The 19469-nt window shown below is 37.8% G+C and carries 15 protein-coding genes; 4 read left to right on the top strand and 11 right to left on the bottom strand.

Going from position 1 to position 19469, the window contains the following annotated elements; translation table 11 throughout:
• Positions 1-45: 45 nt before the first annotated feature.
• The 9 genes from BM143_RS15795 to BM143_RS15755 all read right to left on the bottom strand — a co-directional run bounded on the left by BM143_RS15795 (position 46) and on the right by BM143_RS15755 (position 9621).
• On the bottom strand, positions 46-723 hold the full coding sequence (locus BM143_RS15795) for a hypothetical protein (protein ID WP_090025453.1): 678 nt from the start codon (positions 721-723) through the stop codon (positions 46-48).
• Positions 724-1261: 538 nt separating this feature from the next.
• Positions 1262-2059, bottom strand: coding sequence for a hypothetical protein (locus BM143_RS15790; protein ID WP_090025452.1), 798 nt, complete (start codon positions 2057-2059; stop codon positions 1262-1264).
• A 112-nt stretch (positions 2060-2171) separates the two neighbouring features.
• Complete coding sequence (gene groL / locus BM143_RS15785) at positions 2172-3797, bottom strand: chaperonin GroEL (RefSeq protein ID WP_034723530.1); 1626 nt, start codon at positions 3795-3797, stop codon at positions 2172-2174.
• Between the two features lie 111 nt (positions 3798-3908).
• A complete protein-coding gene (locus tag BM143_RS15780) occupies positions 3909-4187 on the bottom strand; it encodes a co-chaperone GroES (protein ID WP_034723531.1) in 279 nt (92 codons plus the stop codon).
• 571 nt (positions 4188-4758) lie between these two features.
• Positions 4759-5478: a DUF3108 domain-containing protein gene (locus tag BM143_RS15775; protein WP_090025450.1), complete on the bottom strand. Its 720-nt coding sequence runs from the start codon at positions 5476-5478 to the stop codon at positions 4759-4761.
• A gap of 46 nt (positions 5479-5524) precedes the next feature.
• On the bottom strand, positions 5525-6040 hold the full coding sequence (locus tag BM143_RS15770; protein ID WP_090025448.1) for a hypothetical protein: 516 nt from the start codon (positions 6038-6040) through the stop codon (positions 5525-5527).
• A 100-nt stretch (positions 6041-6140) separates the two neighbouring features.
• Positions 6141-7379, bottom strand: a complete 1239-nt coding sequence (locus BM143_RS15765) for a cation:dicarboxylate symporter family transporter (protein WP_090025446.1) — start codon at positions 7377-7379, stop codon at positions 6141-6143.
• A 241-nt stretch (positions 7380-7620) separates the two neighbouring features.
• Positions 7621-8907 (bottom strand): CitMHS family transporter, encoded by a 1287-nt coding sequence (locus BM143_RS15760; protein WP_090025445.1) that lies wholly within the window; start codon positions 8905-8907, stop codon positions 7621-7623.
• 18 nt (positions 8908-8925) lie between these two features.
• Positions 8926-9621 (bottom strand): DUF2490 domain-containing protein, encoded by a 696-nt coding sequence (locus BM143_RS15755; protein WP_072921526.1) that lies wholly within the window; start codon positions 9619-9621, stop codon positions 8926-8928.
• Between the two features lie 151 nt (positions 9622-9772).
• Between BM143_RS15755 and BM143_RS15750 the strand changes: the two genes are divergently transcribed.
• Entirely contained in the window at positions 9773-10879 is a 1107-nt protein-coding gene (locus BM143_RS15750) for a sensor histidine kinase (protein ID WP_228430862.1), read from the top strand.
• Positions 10879-11577: a LytR/AlgR family response regulator transcription factor gene (locus tag BM143_RS15745; RefSeq protein ID WP_034723538.1), complete on the top strand. Its 699-nt coding sequence runs from the start codon at positions 10879-10881 to the stop codon at positions 11575-11577. Before BM143_RS15750 ends, BM143_RS15745 begins: the two co-directional genes overlap by 1 nt.
• 365 nt (positions 11578-11942) lie before the next feature.
• Here the strand turns inward: BM143_RS15745 and BM143_RS15740 are convergent, their stop codons facing one another.
• Positions 11943-14333, bottom strand: coding sequence for a M1 family metallopeptidase (locus tag BM143_RS15740; RefSeq protein WP_090025443.1), 2391 nt, complete (start codon positions 14331-14333; stop codon positions 11943-11945).
• Positions 14334-14400: 67 nt separating this feature from the next.
• Positions 14401-14979 carry a HupE/UreJ family protein gene (locus tag BM143_RS15735; protein WP_090025442.1) on the bottom strand — a complete coding sequence of 193 codons (579 nt, stop codon included), beginning with the start codon at positions 14977-14979 and terminating at the stop codon, positions 14401-14403.
• Between the two features lie 241 nt (positions 14980-15220).
• On the opposite strand from BM143_RS15735, the gene BM143_RS15730 reads away from it, so the two are divergent.
• Together BM143_RS15730 and BM143_RS15725 are read left to right on the top strand one after the other, a co-directional pair.
• Positions 15221-18460, top strand: a complete 3240-nt coding sequence (locus tag BM143_RS15730) for a S8/S53 family peptidase (protein WP_090025441.1) — start codon at positions 15221-15223, stop codon at positions 18458-18460.
• Positions 18461-18545: 85 nt separating this feature from the next.
• Positions 18546-19061, top strand: coding sequence for a DUF6702 family protein (locus BM143_RS15725; protein WP_090025440.1), 516 nt, complete (start codon positions 18546-18548; stop codon positions 19059-19061).
• Positions 19062-19469: the final 408 nt, after the last annotated feature.

Genomic DNA, 19469 nt, shown 5'->3' with positions numbered 1-19469 from the left:
ACGTCCCATTGGCATAGTCTGTTTAGTTGTAAAATTTGTAATATCTTATTTCGGACTTAAAACCTTTCCGGTATATTTCCAGGGAAATGCATAATAGCCAATACCTTTATTTACCTGTCCTGATAGGGTATCAGAGCATGTCGCAATATAATCTTTTATTTTATCCACATTTTTACTATCCTTCATAAGAGCCTGCAAGCTTGAAAGCCATGCTGCATTAACGCCTTGATCTGCCTGATGGTTAGCAAGATATTGCTCTACCTGAGTATCGATAGTTTCGCCAGGGACGCCACCTCTGTTTTTATCTTCAGGGGCTCTGCAAATATTAACCGGGTTCCAGGTCACAATGGAGAAAAAACCTCCTACTTTAGTTTCAGGATCATCATCGCCAAAAATAAACATGGGGGCACCAATTTTTTTCCCATAATCATAAACAGACTGCATCCATGAATTCTTAATGAAATTTTCAACCTGGGAAGTATTATTACAATTTTTTGCCATATCCTTCATAAGAGGATTTAATACAAGATTGAGTGTATTTTGGGGTACAATATGCCCTTGATGATCGTTAACTGAAGCACCGGGCCCATCAATGGTTACCTTTTGATAAATAAAATTTTTTGGTTTGTTCTTACTATCCAGCTCAAAAGAGTGAAACTTAACGGGCTGTTGCGTGCGATAAACGGCATTGTAGCCATGTATTCTGCTATCTTCTCCTGCCATAATAATTGAGTTTATTTTTTTTTTACCTACTCTCTACAGTTTTCGGTTTACCTGTTTAAGAAAAGAATTTCTTGATTGTATCTGTAAAATTAAGGGAATGTAGGCCGTGAAAATACCGTATTTATTACTCAAAAATGATGTAAGTATTTCTACTAATGGTGAAATAATGAGATAGAAAATTTTTTCTTAATGTGAAGACTTCTTCCTTTTTCAAACAGTTAATGCACAAAAAAACCGCCCTGCAAAAGCAAAGCGGTTTATATATTTAAAGCATCGGTGACGACTACATCATTCCCGGCATTCCATTAGGTTCTACGCTTTTCATTTCAGTGATTACACAGCCGCTCTCCGAAGTCTCCGGACTTTGGAGCATATTTTAAAAGGGGAGTGTTTTTTATTTTAATCGCTCAAAGTCGGGAGACTTTGCGTAGCGGGATTACGAGCGATACACTCGCACCAATGGGGGTGAAATTACGGATTGCAAATCCGCTACATCGAATGTGTAATAGACTTAATTACAGATTACAAATCTCTGACATTAGGTTTTGTCTTTACTTAATTTGTCAATTATTTTTTGGATATTTTCTTGGGCCTGATTTTCCTGATTTTGTTTTTCCCATTTTTTATAGTCCATCTCCAAAATCAAAATAATGGCATCTTTTAATACTGGGAAATACTCTAAACATTCTTGTTCCTCAAGTTCATGAATTCCTTTACTCACAATGGAATATATAGATTTATTTTTAACTACAAATTCTGGAAGAAAATCTTTTAACATTCCGATTTTTTCAGCCATTCGACATTTATGATATTCATCATCATTCCATCCTGTAGTTTGTTTGGCAATATCATAATGTTTAGTAATTAAATTCTCAAAGATTCTTCTTAAATATACAAATGAACCAACTCCAACTCCATTAGAAGAAAGTCCAATAGCTTTTACTAATTCTTTTTTATCATTCTTACTGAAAATCTTACTGTACTTTTTAAGTTGACTAATTTCTAAATCTGCAATCGTTGGGTATTGGCCTACTTTTTGAAAATAAAATTTTTCATTATCTGCGTCGGTTTCGTCAAGTTCAATTAGAAAATAATATCTAATTGTAAATCCAGTTCTAACACAAGTTAATTCTACAGGGTGATATCCGCAATAGCTTTCTAAATGTTCATACCAAGTAGAGGATCTAAGATTTTTAACTCTATATGTAGTATTTTCATCTAAATGAGGATTGTAACCATCGACAATACCATCATATTCAATAAATTGAATAAATTTTGCTTGATCAGTGATTTCATTTTTTTTGTACAATGGAATTTTAAAATAAATGTCTTTCATATTAAATTAATTTATTAAAGGATATTTTTAATTTTAATTAAAAAACCGCCAGAAAAATCTGAACGGTTTTGTTATTTAAAATAAGATTGCTTCGTACCTCGCAATGACATTGTTACATCATTCCCGGCATTCCACCTCCCATTGGCATAGCAGGTTCAGCGCTCTTCACTTCAGTGATCACACATTCAGTAGTAAGAAGCATTCCAGAAACAGAAGCTGCATTTTCAAGGGCAACTCTTGTTACTTTCGTAGGGTCAATGATACCTGCTTCAAGCATGTTCACATACTCGTCAGTTTTAGCATTGTATCCGAAGTCTCCAGTTCCTTCTGCAACTTTCGCTACGATTACAGAACCTTCACCACCTGCGTTGGCAACGATTTGTCTTAATGGCTCTTCGATCGCTCTTTTTACGATTTTGATTCCTGTAGTTTCGTCAGAATTGATTCCTGTAAGGTTTTCCAAAGCTGAGATTGCTCTTACTAAAGCAACACCACCTCCTGCAACGATACCTTCTTCAACAGCTGCTCTTGTAGCGTGAAGGGCATCATCTACTCTGTCTTTTTTCTCTTTCATTTCAACTTCAGAAGCTGCACCTACGTAAAGTACGGCAACACCACCAGCTAATTTAGCCAATCTCTCCTGTAGTTTTTCTCTGTCGTAGTCAGAAGTAGTAGTCTCCATCTGAGCTTTGATCTGAGCTACTCTTCCTTTGATTTTAGCTTCATCACCACCACCGTTTACGATCGTTGTGTTATCTTTATCAATAGTTACTTTCTCAGCAGTTCCAAGCATATCCAGAGAGATGTTTTCCATAGTGAAACCTTGCTCTTCAGAAATAACCTGTCCACCTGTAAGGATCGCGATATCTTCCAACATTGCTTTTCTTCTGTCTCCGAATCCCGGAGCTTTTACAGCAGCAATTTTAAGAGAACCTCTTAATTTGTTTACTACTAAAGTTGCTAAAGCTTCACCTTCCACTTCTTCAGAAATAATTAATAGAGATTTTCCGCTTTGTGCGATAGGCTCAAGAACGGGAAGTAATTCTTTCATTGAAGAGATTTTCTTCTCTACTAAAAGGATATAAGGGTTTTCTACTTCAGCTACCATTTTCTCAGGGTTAGTCACGAAGTAAGGAGACTGATATCCTCTGTCGAACTGCATACCTTCTACAACGTCTACTGTTGTATCGATACCTTTAGCTTCTTCTACAGTGATTACCCCTTCTTTACCTACTTTTCCGAAAGCCTCAGCGATCAGAGATCCGATAGTTTCGTCGTTGTTTGCAGAAACGGAAGCTACCTGCTTTACCATTTCTTTAGAATCTCCAACTTCTTTAGACTGAGCTTTAAGACTTGCAACAACAGCTGTTACTGCTTTGTCGATACCTCTTTTTAAATCCATTGGGTTAGCACCTGCAGCTACGTTCTTAAGACCTTCTCTTACGATAGCCTGTGCCAATACAGTAGCGGTAGTAGTACCGTCTCCTGCGATATCATTAGTTTTGGACGCAACTTCTTTTACCATTTGCGCACCCATATTTTCTACTCTGTCTTCAAGTTCGATTTCTTTTGCTACAGAAACACCGTCCTTAGTTACGTGAGGAGCTCCGAAAGATTTCTCAATCACTACGTTTCTACCTTTTGGTCCCAACGTTACTTTTACTGCATTAGCCAATGCATCAACCCCTCTTTTTAAAGCGTCTCTTGATTCAATATCGAATTTTATTTCTTTTGCCATTTTATTTAGATATTAGATGTTAGACGTCAGATGTTAGACGCCAAGCATTATTTGAAAATTTATTTTTTATTCAGTTTTAAGTCTGAAATCTGATGTCTTGTATCTGGAGTCTTATCCAATTACTCCAAGTAAATCTCCTTCCTTAACGATTAAGAAATCTTTTCCGTCTAATTTTAATTCAGAACCTGAATATTTACCATAAAGAACTTTGTCACCTACCTGAACAGTTGTAGGCTCATCTTTTTTACCTGGACCTACTGCTACTACAGTACCTTCCTGCGGCTTTTCCTTCGCAGTGTCCGGAATAATAATACCTGAAGCTGTTTTAGTTTCTGCAGCGATAGGCTCGATAAGAACTCTGTCTGCTAATGGTTTAAAGTTTACTGACATAATATATTTTATTTTTTAATTAATTCTCCATTATAATTCTCTAAATGTATGCCATGAGGTCCCTGTGGATGAAATGGCAGAGTTTTAATTTCAAGTGTGAAAATTTGGCAGAAAAATGAAAAAAGTAAAGCCGGAAACTTCCGGCTTTTGTATTTAACTCTAATAATTCGTTGAATTAAGGGCAGTGCTGTCCAGGCCCGATCCATAAAGTACATTTTCCCTGATCGTCGCGCTCGCAACAAACAAGTCTTGCCGCACCACCCATAATGGATTTTTGCGCGTCTCTGCTTAATGATTTAGCATTTTTCATAGATTAATATTTAATTTGTTTTACATTCCTGAACATTTAGTGTCAATCAGGATTTTTGACGATTTGGTGTGGTAAGTGTACGTCAAAGATAAAAAAAATATCATTACATAATACACCGTATGTAGATTTATTATTGATGTTTGTATGATGATAATCAATCGTTTAATGATTGCTTTGCAGTAGGGGAGTGCGGATATTTTGTAATTAGGGGTACCCTTTAAAAAAGAAAAAGTTTACTATAACAGTAAACTTTAAAGATTTTTATTTGATGGTTTCCAGTGTCATTTTTCTCCCGCCGAGGTCCATATCCTGTTTCAGGATTTTTCGGGTTTCGGTATCAATATAATAGGTGACGAATGTTGTTTTATTTCTGATATCATCCGTTGTTTTTACGGCCCAGACTTTTTTTCCGTCGTAATCGGTTTTCTTTACTTCCAGGATATAGGCTTTTATAAGTCCCTGTTTGGCATCCGGATTATAATCGAAAATAGAAAGATCGGCGGTATAATTTTCTTTAAGCGGAGAAAAGCGGATCATCATAGGATAACTGCTGCTGTCGAAATAATTCGCTGCCGGAATATCGATACTGTGTTTTTCCTGAGATTTTTTGTCGAGATAATACCCGGTAACTTTTGTTTTGCCCGATTTGAGTACCATATCCCTCATCATATTGAAAGAGGAATGATAGACCGGTTCGAAATTAGCTGTTTTTACGATGGTGGAATCTGTCCACTTGGCATCGGGAGCCTGTTTTAGTTTTACAGTGGTTCTGATGAGGAGATCCGTTTTGTTTAATTTTTTAAGCTCAGTGATGATGCTTCCTATTTCTGTTTTTGTGCCTGCATTGTCGGCATACCAAATGGCTTCCGAGGTTTCATCTTTGATCAGTTTAGCATCAATACTGCTGTTGGCTGGAGTGAGCAGTTTCTGTGAAAATAAATGAACGCTGCTTACTAATAAAAGGACAAGAAATGTTCTCATGATTTTTTTTAGTAATAAGTGTTTCTCATTTTCAAAAAGTTACAGCTTATTCTCTCTTGGGTTCAGGAGAAATACTTTCCTGCTCCATTGAAAATATTACGCTGGTGATCTTCCATTCGTTCTTAATTTTCACGAGTCCCCAGGATTCTTTTCCCCATAAACCTTTCTTTCCGCCTGCCCAGAAACTGAAATCAAAGGTTACTGAAGCTACGCTGCCGTCGGTGTCAATATTCACATTGGAAAATTTTTCCTCTTTCACAGATCCTTTGGTTGTGCTTCTGAACCAGGATTTATAATCTGCTAATTTATGATCTGAAGATTTGGGATCTTTCTCAATTCTTTTCTGCTGGGTTTTATCTTTATATACACCAACCCATGTTACCGGTCCGTCATAAAATAAGCGGTAAAGACTTGTGCTGTCTTTGGCTTTTAAGCTGGACATAAAAATATCCAGTACTTTACGGAGTTCAGCCTGATCTTTTTCGGTCCCTGATTGAGTTTGCGAATATGTCAGATTAAATCCTAAAAGAAAGATACTGAGCGTTAGAAGTATATTTTTCATGATTTTCTGTTGAGTTTGGATGAAACCAAATTACAAAAAATGCAGAAATAGAACGGAAAAATATTGAGTATTAATGTTTTAAAATAATATTTGAAATATTTTAAAATGTTTCAGATTGGGATTTATCAGCCAAATGACTCTTTGAAGACTGATTAATTTTCGAAATCACCGCCCCGGAAATCGCAATGCTGATAAAATTGGTCACGGATCTCGCTTCGTTCATAAAACGGTCTACGCTGTAAAGAAGGGCAATGTCCGTCAACGGAATTTTTCCAAATCTGTTTAACGTAAAAATTAAAGCTAAAAATCCCGAGCCGGGAACACCCGATGCCGTTTTTGAAGTAATGGTAATGATGGCGAAAAGCCAGAGATAATCACTGACAGATAATGAAATATTATAAAACTGAATCAGAAAGCAACACGTCACGGAAATGTAAATACAGGCCCCGGAAAGATTAAAATTATAACCCAAAGGAATCACAAACCTTAAAATTTTCCTGCTGTATCCTTCGGACTCCATTTTTTCAAAAATCAGCGGGAAAGCCGTCTTGGAGGAAGATGTGGTGATTACGAGAATAATTTCTTCCTTTAAATCAAGTAAAAATTTCCACAACTGGATTTTGAACAGGTACGCGACAATCCCCAGAATTCCAAAGATAAAGACGATATCAGCCAGATAAACTGTTGCCACCACTTTACTAAGGGGAAGAAGTGTGTTGATCCCGTAAACCGCAACTCCATAGGCGATATTACAGAAAATAATGACCGGAAGGATAATGTAGAGGTATTTAATGACCGTATAAAAAAGCTTAAGACCCTTGTCCAGGATGTTCAGAAATTTTTCTCTTGCTCCGGAAAGATTCATGAAAATCCCCGCTACGATGGAAACAATCAGAAAGATCCCGTGCCTGTTGAGATACAGGCTTCCGGATAAAGTACTGTCGTTGATTTCAAATGTTTTAGGAAGAGACCTGCTGATCTTCGCAGTGTCAATTCCCGTATCAGCACCCGGTTTTACAGCAAACCCGAAGATAAATCCTAAAATAATAGCGACCGAACTGATGATCAGAAAATACAGAATCGTCTTCCAAACAATGCTGCTCGCATTTCTGATTCCCGACAGCTGGCAGATTCCATACATGATCGCCATAAAGATAATCGGTAGGATCAGCATTTCCAGAACCATAAAGAAATACCAGCTCACAATTCCCAGCTGGATGCTTGCCTCAGGCGCATAATGCCCCGTAAGCACTCCACCGAGAATGGCGGCAAATACATATAAGGTGAGATTTTTTAAATATCTTCCTGTGAATGTTTTTTGAGTTTCAAAAAGGTTCATTAGAATAAAATATACTGTCCGTACAAAGATCTGTTGTTTTTTTTACATCTGAAATAGAATAATGGGGTAGGGAAGCTTGAGGCTGGAAGAGGGAAGTTATTGAAGTCGGAAATAATATCTTCCGGTCGGTTTTTATTGATTTTTAAATCCTGTTTATTAATCTTTTAAATTTACCAATTAATTTTAAAACTGCGTCCAATATCAACTTCCATCCTCCCTCTTCCAGCTTCCAATCTTTAGATTAAATCACTCCAAGAATCAATGCAGCGATCAACATGACAATTGAAGATCCCAATGCCCATTTCAGTGTATATTTCAAATGGTCTGAAAATTCTACACCGGCCAGCGATACCAATAAATAAGTAGATGGAACCAGCGGGCTCAAAAGATGTGAACCCTGTCCGATAAGGCTCGCTCTTCCAAGAATTTCCGGAGAAATACCCAGCTGATGCCCCGTAGCAACAATAATCGGGAGTATTCCAAAATAATAAGCATCATTCGACAGGAAAAAAGTCAGCGGAATACTGAAAGCCGCCGTCACAATGTTCAGATAACCGCCCCAGCTTTTCGGAACGATTTCAATCATACTGTTTCCCATCGCCTGCATGATACCGGAACCATTCAGAATCCCGGTAAAAATTCCTGCGCCGAAAATCATTCCTGCTACAGATAAGGCATTGCCCGCATGCTTGGAAATAATTTTCTGCTGGTCTTTTAATTTAGGATAATTAATGATGGAAGCGATACAGAAAGCAATCATAAAAGCAATTCCCAGCGGAACAAGATCCAGAATCATCACGACTAGAAGAGTGATGGTAAGAGCCAGATTGATCAGGATCAATTTGGGACGTCTAAGCTTAAGATCTACTTCCCCGATGATATCATTCGTGTTATAATTGGTGAATTTTCCATGCTTGGCAATTCTTATTTTTTCTCTTCTTCCTAAAATGTAGGCCACGAATATCACCCACAGAATACCAATGGCCATAATCGGGATCATAGGAACAAAAATTTCTGTGTGTCCCAGTTTCAGGGAACTCATAACTCTTGCTGTAGGACCGCCCCAAGGAAGAATATTCATGATTTGTCCTGCCAGCATAATGATGCAGGTAAGAATCAACGGGTTCATGCCCTGTTTTTTATAAAGCGGAAGCATCGCAGCTACGACAATTAAATAAGTGGAAGAACCATCGCCATCAAGCGAAACCAATGCCGTGAGAACTGCAGTTCCTATCGTTGTTTTGATGGGATTGTCTCCAACTGCCTTTAAAATGATATTGACCAAAGGTTCAAAAAGTCCCGTATCAATCATTAAACTGAAATACAGAATGGCGAAAATCAGCATAACGCCAGTGAGGGCTATTTCTTTAACCCCATTTTTCATCATTTCTCCCAGTTCAGGACCAAACCCTGCAAAGAGAGCTACGGTTACAGGGACGATAACCAATGCCGTAAGCGGAGTCATTTTTTTGTTCATGATCAGAACCATGAAGATCAGAATCATGACGAATCCAAGGAATGTAAGCATAGATGATTTGATTTATAGTTATTTATTTTTGTTTTTCTTTCTCCAGTCGAAACTGTTTCTGTAGCCGATGTAGCCATAATTACTCGTAGATCCGGTCTCCAGCTGATTGATGAAAGCGACTTCAATGGCTGAGTTTTTCCCGACTTTAATTCCAAGTCCGGCCGTTAAACGGTTACTGTCAAACGGGTCTTCCTTCACCACATTCATCCTCAATTCGTTTTTCAGGATGCCGTACAGCTTTTCTTTCTCTCCCTTTCTGTTAAAAGGAATTCTCAGGGAAATCAGATAGCGGAGCCTCACGATGAACTCATCCGGATTACTGATGAAACGCTCTTCCACACGGAAACGGTGTGAGACGGAAGTTCTTCCGATATTGCCTCCCAACGTCACTTGCTGGAAAGGTCTTTTCTCATAGCGCTCTTTCTTTGAATTGTCAGTTTTATAGGAATCCAGAACAAGAAACATGAATCCGGCAGCGGGTTTCACTTCATTGGCCACTTCATAATCTACATAAGCCGAAACTAGGAAAAGTCTCGTGTCATACGCGAGGTCAAAAGAACGATACTGCGAAAGGGCAGTCAGCGTACTTTTGTCGGTGAGTCTTGCGGACATCAGATACTGGAACCACATATTGTAGTTGTCGCGGCTTTGTGCGTTGGCGAGCCGGATCATTCCCAGCAGCAAAATGATGATTAATCTGAATTTAATTTTCATGTAATATTGAGTTAATATCCTGATGTCTCAAATATATTTATAAGAACCAGCCGCAGATTTATTTTTCAATCAATGGCAGTTTTTATCAGTGAACTGCACGATGGGGTAAAAAAGATGGTATATTTGAAAGATTGAAATTTGGATTTTTTAGATGTTTTTAATTATAAATATTGTATTTATATTATTGGTTTTCAGGATTTTGTTTAATGCGAAAGTGTTGAAAAGACTGATGGAATATCATTGGGGATTTTTGTTGAAGTTTCAGCATATTTTTTTCCTTTTGATCTTCATGATCATCACTTTTTTTACTGAAAACTACTTTTTAGACGTTCCGGAACTTATCTGGGGTGTTTTGTCGGTCATTATTTTTAATGTCGGAATTTACAGTCTGGTCTATTTTTATCTGGTCCCGGAATTCTATCTTTCCAATAAATATCCCGAGTTCATTCTTTATGCGCTGATCAGTTTTCTGGTATCAAGTCTCTTCAGAATTTTGCTGCAGCCTGCGGTTTTTCATATGAATTTTAATGAAACCCTTTCCAATACCAAATTCCTCTACAACGTATATACAGCGCAGGGAATTGTCATATTGGTGGCTTCATTCTTAGGCATCACAAAGGATAAATTTCTTATCGAACAGGATTTTAAAGATTTGGGTGAAGAAAAAGACCAGCTGTACCTAGACTTGCTTAAATCTAAAATGAATCCCCATTTTCTGCTGAATACGCTTAATAATATTTACTCCAAAAGTTTCCAGCCCTCAGAAAATACGTCAGAATCTATATTACAGCTCAGTAAACTGCTTCAGTATGTGATTTATGATACCAGTAAGGAAAAGATTTCTATGGCGCAGGAATTTTCATCCATTAAATCTCTGGCAGGTTTGTATCAGTTAAAGTATAATAAAGAGCTGAATATCCGTTTTAGTATTGAAGACGAAGAAACTCTTGAATTGATAGATATTCCGCCTTCTGTTTGTCTTACCTTATTTGAAAATGCGTTGAAGCATTCTGCGGTGGGAATAGAGGCGGAGACCTATATCAATGTCAGCTATAAAATACAGGATCAGGAACTTTTGTTTGAAATCGAAAATTCTGTGTCAAAGAAAAAAAATCTTGTCGGAAATATGAATGACAGCGGCTTGGGAAATGAAGCAGTCATCAATATTCTGGAAAAAAATTATGCGGGGAAATATACTTTTATATCCGAGCCCGTAGACCATAACAACTATCAGACTATTTTAAAAATTAAACTGTAATGGCTAATCTGACGATTGTAAGTGTAGATGATGAATACCCGGCGCTCCAGCTGATCCAGAAGTACTGCGGACAGATGGAAGACGTAGACCTGCTGAAGGTTTTTCAGGATCCGGAAGAAGCATTGGAATATCTTAAACAGAACCCGGTAGATCTGGTGATTCTGGATATCAATATGCCTTACATCAACGGAATCGAACTTCTGCATCAACTTCCTTACAAACCATTGTGTATATTTCTAACATTGGAAACCCAATATGCGGTCAAGGCTTTTGAACTGGATGTTGTTCATTATCTTGTAAAACCTGTCGATTTTGAAACATTCAGAAAGGCGATCAATAAGGCGAAAGATTTCCTGCAGTTCAAAAATTCTACGGAACAGCAGAAGAAAGAAGATTTCATCATGTTCAAATCCAATTACGTAATGCACAAAGTTCTTCTGGATGATGTGCGTTGGGTTCAGGGATTTGGAGAATATATCATTCTGGTGACCCATCTGAAAAAATACATGATTCTTGAGCGGATGTCCAATTTTGAAGAGAAATTTCAAAACCTGGGTTTTATCAGAATTCACAAATCCTATATCGTTCTTTCTTCTCATATCAGCTCGTATGATACCGCGAATGTGTATCTCAAAGATGGAGAAAAACTTCCGTTGGGGAGAACGTATAAAAATTCTTTAAAGGCTTATCTGAATTAATTCTTTTCGTGTAAAAATCTCTCGCAGATCACATGGATGACGCAGATTTTTCTTTGTTGCAATATTTTAGAAATTCAATAGGGTGGGCTTCAGCCCGCCTCATGTATAGTATTCGTTCAGATTGTTTATGTTCTATCCGCAATACATGAAAAATTCAATAGGAGCGGGCTTTAGCCCGCTTAGCTCACGAAAATTAAATGGATTATGGAGTTTTTTCGATATAAGATTAAAAAATTCAATAGGGGTGGGCCTTAGCCCGCCTTACATGTATTGACAATCAAAATTGGCTTTAGCCAAATCATAAATCTGTTGCATTAATGAAAAGAAAAAAGGTTGTCTCAAATTTGAAACAACCTTTATAATTTTTATGATTTCTTTCCACCAGCCTGCATCGGGTTTACTTTTCCGTTGGCGCCACCTCTTACCGGGCCACCTCCCTGTTTCTGTTTAAACAATTGGAATTTTGAAACCTGAGTATCCGTGCCATTGCTGCTCCATAAGTTATTGGAAGTCTCGATATCCGCAGTTTCTCTCATTGGGTCCAGTTGGATAGACTTGATCTTTTTGTCAAAATAAAAAGTCTTAGAAACCTTCTGCTCATTCTGTCTCCAGATCTGTGCAGAGGATTTATCATATAACTTAGTTCCGTCTTCGAAAGTGAATTCAAGGATGATTGGCATCACCAGTCCACCTTTATTTACAAAATCAATCTGATAGCCTGTAAGATTTTTGAATTTCTCTTTATCCTTAGCATCCAGAGGTTGACCGGCTTCTGTTTTTACCGTGTATTCCTTTTCTGTGTCAAATTTCTCCTGACCTCTGTCGTATCGGTAATAGAAATCCTGTAGCTCTTTATCTTTATCTACATAGAATGTGATGTTCTTATCTGCTTTATTTCTGATTTTAGAAATATCTTCAAAATCATTCTGAAGCGGTTTTTCCACTTTATACTTTGTTTCTTTGGCATCCCTTGGAGGCGTATTGAGATCCGGAACTGCCACAGTTACTTTATCGATGGCAATATCTACAGGATCCGTTCCGTAGAACCATCCTCTCCAGAACCAGTCAAGATCCTCACCGCTGGCATCTTCCATCGTACGGAAGAAATCTGCAGGTTCAGGGTGTTTGAAGGCCCATCTTTTAGCGTAAGTTTTAAAAGCTTTGTCAAAAAGTTCTCTTCCCATAATGGTTTCACGAAGGATATTCAATCCGGTAGCCGGTTTTGAATAAGCATTTGGACCAAACTGAATAATATTCTCAGAATTACTCATAATAGGCTCCAGCTGATCTTTCGGAAGCTTCATATAATCGGTGATCGTCCATGCCGGACCTCTTTTGGAAGGGAATTTATTATCCCATTTCTCTTCCGTAAGATATTCCGTGAAGGTATTCAAACCTTCATCCATCCAGCTCCATTGCCTTTCATCGGAGTTGATGATCATCGGGAAGAAATTATGTCCAACCTCGTGAATAACTACGCCGATCATTCCGTTTTTGGTTCCTTCAGAATAGGTTCCGTCTTTTTCGGTTCTTCCAAAGTTGAAACAGATCATCGGATATTCCATTCCATTGGCTGCTTCTACAGACTGTGCGACAGGATATGGATAAGGTATTGTGAATTCAGAATACGTTTTAATTGTATGAGCAACTGCTTTTGTTGAATATTTTCTATATAATCCGTAAGCTTCTTTTGGATAGAAACTCATCGCCATTACTTTATTATTGTTTTCAGGAATCGTAACGCGCATTCCGTCCCAGACAAATTTTCTGGATGAGGTCCATGCGAAATCTCTTACATCGTTAGCTTCAAAATTCCATGTTTTTCTTTGCTTGGAATGATTTTTTTCTGCTTTTTTAGCTTCATCCAGCGTTACGATTTCAATCGGTTCAGCAGCGCTTTCAGCCTTTCTGTATCTGGCCATTTGATCCGATGTTAAAACCTGATCATAGTTTTTACATTCGCCGGTTCCACCTATGATATGGTCTGCAGGGACATTCATCGAAACTTTAAAATTTCCGAATACCAATGCAAATTCGCCACGTCCCGTGAACTGGTGGTTCTGCCATCCGTGAAAATCACTGTATACACACATTCTCGGATACCATTGCGTCATGGTGTACAGGTCATTGCCGTCTTCAGCGAAATTTTCATAACCGCCACGGCCGCCCATTTTTATTCTGTTCGGGATATTGTAGTTCCAGTCTACTTTGAAAACCAGTTTTTCACCTTTCTTTAAAACCTTCGGTAAATCGATACGCATCATCGTCTTGTTGACTGTATATTTCAGAGGATTTCCTGAAGCATCCGTCACCTTTTCCAGATTTACTCCATAGCCGTTGTCTTTTTCCGGAAGTTCAGTGACCTTTAGCTGCTGATCATTCGAAGCAGCCGGAAGAGTAGAAGGGAACTGAAAACCTGCATTTTTAACCGTGGACTGTTCATTTTCGTCCAATTGAAGCCAGATATAATCCAGATCATCCGGTGAATTGTTATAATAGGTAATGGTTTCAGAACCTTTCAGATTTCTTTTGTCTTCATCAAGGTAGGCGGTTATATCATAATCAGCCTTATTCTGCCAATAGCCATGGCCCGGAGATCCGGAAGCCGTTCTGTATATATTGGGAGTCGGGAGAATAGTTCCCAGCTGCTCGAATCTGTTTCCGTGATTACTTCCAGGATTATTCTGGATATTTTGTGCGGTGAAACCTGTATAAGCAAATACAGAAAATGAAAGTAGAACTGTTTTTAGTTTCATTACCGAATTGATTTAATAATTACCAAAGATAATAATAAGTAGTTGAAAAATTGAAAATGTTTCAAAGTTAAAACGGAAGTCTTTCCAAAGTCATTTTTAATGCTAATGCAAATACTCCGGAAGAGACAAACAAAACCCAGTCTTTTTTATTGACCTTAAATATTTTCAGAAGGATAAATAAAAAGGTAAGAATACCCAGTACAATAAAGATTTGCCCAAGTTCCAGCCCGATATTAAATCCTAATAACGGAATAGCTATACTTTGGCTTTTGGCGATCATTACCCTTGCCGTATTGGCGAAACCCATTCCGTGGACCAATCCGAAAATCAGAGCGAGATAATAATTGGCTCTCATCAACGTCTGCTTTTTATTTTTCATCAGAATATTATCCAGGGAAGTAAGGACAATCGTCAGCGGGATTAAAAATTCCACCCATGCTGAAGGAACTCTGAAAATATCAAGTATACTTAAAGCAAGTGTAATGGAATGCCCAATGGTAAAAGCAGTCACCAGAACCAGTATTTTTTTCCAGTCAGTGTAAGAATATACTGCGATCAAGGCCAGAACAAACAGTTGATGATCCAGCGCATCCAGAGAAATAATATGCTCCCAGCCAAGCTTTAAATAGAATAGAAAATCCTGCATTGTGAATAATGTTTATAATTTTTAGTTTTTGATGATAATTAGTTGAATATTTTTTAAAATGATTGTTTCTGATGTAATTTAATTAAAGGATAAATTAAAACCTATAATTTTTTATTTTTTGAAGCGATATGGTGAATTATTTTATATTATTTTATCGTTTTTATGAATATTATTGGCGTTTTGGTGATGTTGCTTGTATTATAAATATTTGTATAATTGTAATGTTAAAAAAAACTTAAATATGCATTTAAAAAAACTATTTCCTACAAAAGTAAACATTCCGAATGGAGGAGCGAAGTTTCTTAGAAACGCTACCGCTGCTTTTTTAGGGCTGTATTCGTATGCTTTTTATGGACAAGTACAGAAATTGGACTCCAGGTTTGATATTTTATTGAAAAATAAAGAAATTATCTCAAAGGGAAATACCGTTAAAGATATGGAACGGGATGATATGAAACTGGATAAACATCTGGTCGTTACTTCTAAAGGAGCTCAAACCATGTATTCATGTATTATTTATACAAAAACTCCTGAAAAACTTAAAGCCGACGGATTTTTAGTGCAAAGTCAGCTCCCTGGTTTTGCAACTGCTTTGGTAAGTATTGAAGATATTCAAAAACTGACGCAGCTTCCTTACGTTACTTCTGTAATGGCCCCTACGTTTGATGAGCTTCATAACGATGTAAGCAGAGCCCAGTCCGGAGCAAGCCTTTTACAGGACGGTGCTTTCAACAATACCGCTTATAACGGAACCGGAATTTTAGTAGGAGTATATGATACCGGGATAGACTGGAAACATCCAGATTTCAGAAATGCAGCTGACCAGACGAAAAGCAGAATTGTATCTATCTGGGATCAGACATTAACCGCACAGGGCACCGAAGTGCCTCCAACAGGATTTGCAACGGGAGTGGAATATACAAGAGCCCAGATTGAAGATGAATTGGACGGAACTCCCGCAGGTTTTGTCCGTGAAAATGATACAAACGGCCACGGAACGCACGTATCGGGTACCGCTGCCGGGAATGGTGCTGCCTTTGCCGATAAAAGACACAAAGGTTTTTCTTCCGAAGCTGATATCGTTTTTGTAAAAGGAGGGAACGGTTCTTTTCCTACGACCAATACCATCAATGCTTTAACCTACTTTAAGAATGTGGCCACAGCGTTAAATAAACCTATTGTAGTCAATATGAGCATCGGAGGGCAGGGAAGTGCCCACGACGGAACATCTTCTCATGAAGTAGCCGTCAATAATTTCACCAACTCAGGTCCGGGAAGAGTAGTCGTAATTTCCGCAGGAAATGATTACGGTGCCAATCTTCACAGGAAAGTGGATATAGAACCGAATGCTGCACAGTCTTATGCCTTCACCGTAGGCAGTAATACTTCAGCTGCTTCTGTATTTTCATTTCTGATGTATGCGAACAATGATACCGCTGTTACTGCTAAACTTACGACTCCGGATGGACAACAGTATACACAAAACATAAGTACCAATACGGCTCACAGTATTTTAGGCGGAGGTTTTACAGCATCCATGTACAATTATTGGAGTACAGATAACAACAAGCGCTATGTACAGCTGGTCATAAGCAGGAATGCAGGTTCTGTTGCGAATTGCCAGGGAGTTTATACGCTGGAAATTACCAATAACGGAACTCAGCCTATCACTACACACGGCTGGTTATACAGCAAAGGAACAGGCATTACGGCTTCCCTTCAGAATGGAGATAATGAATATGTAGTAGGCACCCCGGGGAATGCTTCCAATGCCATTACCGTAGCCTCATACATGGGAAGAGGAAGCTGGTATGCCAATGCAGGTGCATATTTAACCAATACGGCGCAGGAATCCATTTCCTCGTTCAGTGCGCAGGGACCAAGGGTGGATGGTTTTCAAAAACCGGATATTACAGGCTCAGGTCAGAATGTGATTTCTTCAAGATCAGTTGATTCTGCTCCGGGAGCAACGGATATTATCATCGGAACCAATTTCTATGTGAAAAATCAGGGAACCAGTATGTCTTCGCCGGGAGTGGCAGGAGCGGTAGGTTTATTACTTCAGGCAAATCCTGCCCTGACAGCCGCACAAGTGAAGAGCCGTCTTACTTCTAATGCAAGAAAAGATGTTGCTACCGGAAATATTCCGAATGCAAGATGGGGCTACGGAAAATTAGATATTTATAAAGCTGTTACGGATGAACTGGGATGTGTAAAATCCAATTTTGAAACAGTGACTTATGATGAGCCTTATATTCTTGTGAATGCGGAAAATAATAATTATTTCGATAATGCAGCATTGGCAGTACGATATACACCGACGTTGACCGGAAAATTAGGAGGCTTTTCATTTTCAACCGGAACATCCGTTATTCCAAGTGATATGGCAGTTGATATTCAGATCAGAAAAGTAGATGCCAATGGCGATCCGGGAGATATTATTGCTTCAAAAACCGTTTCCTCATGGGTGAATGATGTTCAGAGATTTACATGGAACTACGTAGATCTCTCTGGACTCAATGTGCAGATGGTGACGGGCAAGGATTTTTATATTGTTGTTAACGGGCTCAGCGGAAGAGTTTCCATGAAAAATGAATCTGTTTCCGCAAGTGGGCGAAGTAAAACGTCAACCAACGGAACAACATGGACGGCAAGAACATTTGACCTGAAAATGAGAGCAACCGTTTATGAAAATATTGCTGAAGTGAAAAATCTGGCTACGGTAAATCTGAATAAAACAGCTACAGTAGCGGGAGGGTATAATTATTTCACCAATACCTGCCAACTGATCACACGAGTGGAAAAAGAGACTGCCAGCACTGTTTCAGGAGATATCACTTCAAAAGTTTGGGTAGATAACGCACAGCCGAACTATGTTTCAAGAAGATACGAAATCAATCCGGCTACAGATGCTTCCACAGCTACAGGAAAAGTTACTTTATATTTCAAACAGGCGGATTTTGATGCTTATAATTTGACGAACACTGTGAAATTACCAACTTCAAGCACAGATAATGCGAATAAAAGCAATCTTGTTATTGAGAAATTTACGGGAACCAGTACAGCAAACACTGGGACTACAGCATCTTTCGGGAGTTCTGCTACGGTTATTACTCCAAATGTGGCTGATATTATCTGGAACGAAACCTACCAATACTGGGAAGTAAGTTTCCAGACGACAGGTTTTGGAGGATACTTTGCGAAATCAAGTTCAGCTGTATTGGGAACGGCAGATGTTAAGCTGAATGCAGATGTTAATATCACACCGAATCCCGCTAAAGATTTTGTCAATGTAAGATTAGGGAAGTATTCTAAAGCTTCCGTAGCTATTTTTGATGCTTCCGGAAAATTGATTAACACGGCTAATGTTAACAGTTCAGAAAGTAAAATTGATGTTTCGGCATTGGTAAAAGGAGTTTATCTGTTTACCATAACATTGAATGACAATACAAAAATTACTAAAAAAGTAGTTAAGGAATAATTAAAGATAACCAGATAAGGGTAATCTTAAAAGGCAGCGGTTGTACAACTGCTGCTTTTTTTATATTTGTTTAAAAATAAAATCAATGCAGGGTAAATTTTTCTTCGCCTTTATTTTTTCGATGATGCTGATATTTCAGAGCTTTACAAAAGCCGATGAGGTTCACCCTTATCATGTAGGTTCTGTAGAAATCAATTATAATGCGAAATCAAAATCCTTTGAGATCACCGGCCGGTTTTTTCTGGATGATCTGGAAAACGGATTAGGTAAGAAATACGGTAGCTCTTTCCACTTTAATGATGAAAAATACAAAGCTAAGCTCAATGAAGCTTTGGAAAAATACTGTGCTGAGTATTTTAAATTAAAGGCAGACGGGAAGTTTTTAAAAATAAACTACGTAGGCTACGAAGAAGACAGCGAGTCGGTAAATGTATTCCTGGAATCTGAAACCGTGACCAGCCCTAAAAAACTGGAAGCAGCCGTAAGTTTTCTGTACAACCTTTTTGATGATCAGATCAATATTGTTCATATGATTATAAACGGCGACCGTAAAAGTGAGAAGCTTACGTATCCAAATCGTTACCTGTATCGCCAGTTTTAGATCTCCTTTTTCTTCATTTTCTTTTATGAATCATTTAATATTTTAAATAAATATTAAATCACTACATATTGATTAATATTTTTATATTGTCTCTCTTTTAAAATTATTTTTAATAATTAATTAATAGTAAATAATGTGTTTTATTGTTGATAATTAATGTATAAATATTATTTAATTAATTAACGCTTGTAATATTTGTTTTTTCTTTAAAATAAATTATATTTGTGTAGGTGTAGTTAGGTTTAATTATTTTTTATTAAATCACTTTTTTAAGTAAAATTTTAATAAAAATTGTAATTTAACTACTGCTGGTGAAAACATATAAGTTTAATGTTTTAATAATATACTAAAGCAACTCATATGGATAAAACACACTTATTTTGTATTTGATTTTTGAAGATCGTTGTC

It is taken from the genome of Chryseobacterium oleae (assembly GCF_900115055.1).
GTDB classification, from domain to species: domain Bacteria; phylum Bacteroidota; class Bacteroidia; order Flavobacteriales; family Weeksellaceae; genus Chryseobacterium; species Chryseobacterium oleae.
Note: the sequence above shows the minus strand (reverse complement) of the source record. Positions and strands in the feature narration are given on the sequence as shown.

Bases quoted from the DNA above. Each gene is read 5' to 3' on its own strand.
- BM143_RS15745 (WP_034723538.1), top strand. From the start codon at position 10,879: ATGGCTAATCTGACGATTGTAAGTGTAGATGATGAATACCCGGCGCTC.
- BM143_RS15775 (WP_090025450.1), bottom strand. From the start codon at position 5,478: ATGAGAACATTTCTTGTCCTTTTATTAGTAAGCAGCGTTCATTTATTT.
- BM143_RS15740 (WP_090025443.1), bottom strand. From the start codon at position 14,333: ATGAAACTAAAAACAGTTCTACTTTCATTTTCTGTATTTGCTTATACA.
- BM143_RS15790 (WP_090025452.1), bottom strand. From the start codon at position 2,059: ATGAAAGACATTTATTTTAAAATTCCATTGTACAAAAAAAATGAAATC.
- BM143_RS15780 (WP_034723531.1), bottom strand. From the start codon at position 4,187: ATGTCAGTAAACTTTAAACCATTAGCAGACAGAGTTCTTATCGAGCCT.
- BM143_RS15725 (WP_090025440.1), top strand. From the start codon at position 18,546: ATGCAGGGTAAATTTTTCTTCGCCTTTATTTTTTCGATGATGCTGATA.
- BM143_RS15735 (WP_090025442.1), bottom strand. From the start codon at position 14,979: ATGCAGGATTTTCTATTCTATTTAAAGCTTGGCTGGGAGCATATTATT.
- BM143_RS15750 (WP_228430862.1), top strand. From the start codon at position 9,773: ATGTTTTTAATTATAAATATTGTATTTATATTATTGGTTTTCAGGATT.
- BM143_RS15755 (WP_072921526.1), bottom strand. From the start codon at position 9,621: ATGAAAATTAAATTCAGATTAATCATCATTTTGCTGCTGGGAATGATC.
- BM143_RS15760 (WP_090025445.1), bottom strand. From the start codon at position 8,907: ATGCTTACATTCCTTGGATTCGTCATGATTCTGATCTTCATGGTTCTG.
- groL (WP_034723530.1), bottom strand. From the start codon at position 3,797: ATGGCAAAAGAAATAAAATTCGATATTGAATCAAGAGACGCTTTAAAA.
- BM143_RS15765 (WP_090025446.1), bottom strand. From the start codon at position 7,379: ATGAACCTTTTTGAAACTCAAAAAACATTCACAGGAAGATATTTAAAA.
- BM143_RS15795 (WP_090025453.1), bottom strand. From the start codon at position 723: ATGGCAGGAGAAGATAGCAGAATACATGGCTACAATGCCGTTTATCGC.
- BM143_RS15730 (WP_090025441.1), top strand. From the start codon at position 15,221: ATGCATTTAAAAAAACTATTTCCTACAAAAGTAAACATTCCGAATGGA.
- BM143_RS15770 (WP_090025448.1), bottom strand. From the start codon at position 6,040: ATGAAAAATATACTTCTAACGCTCAGTATCTTTCTTTTAGGATTTAAT.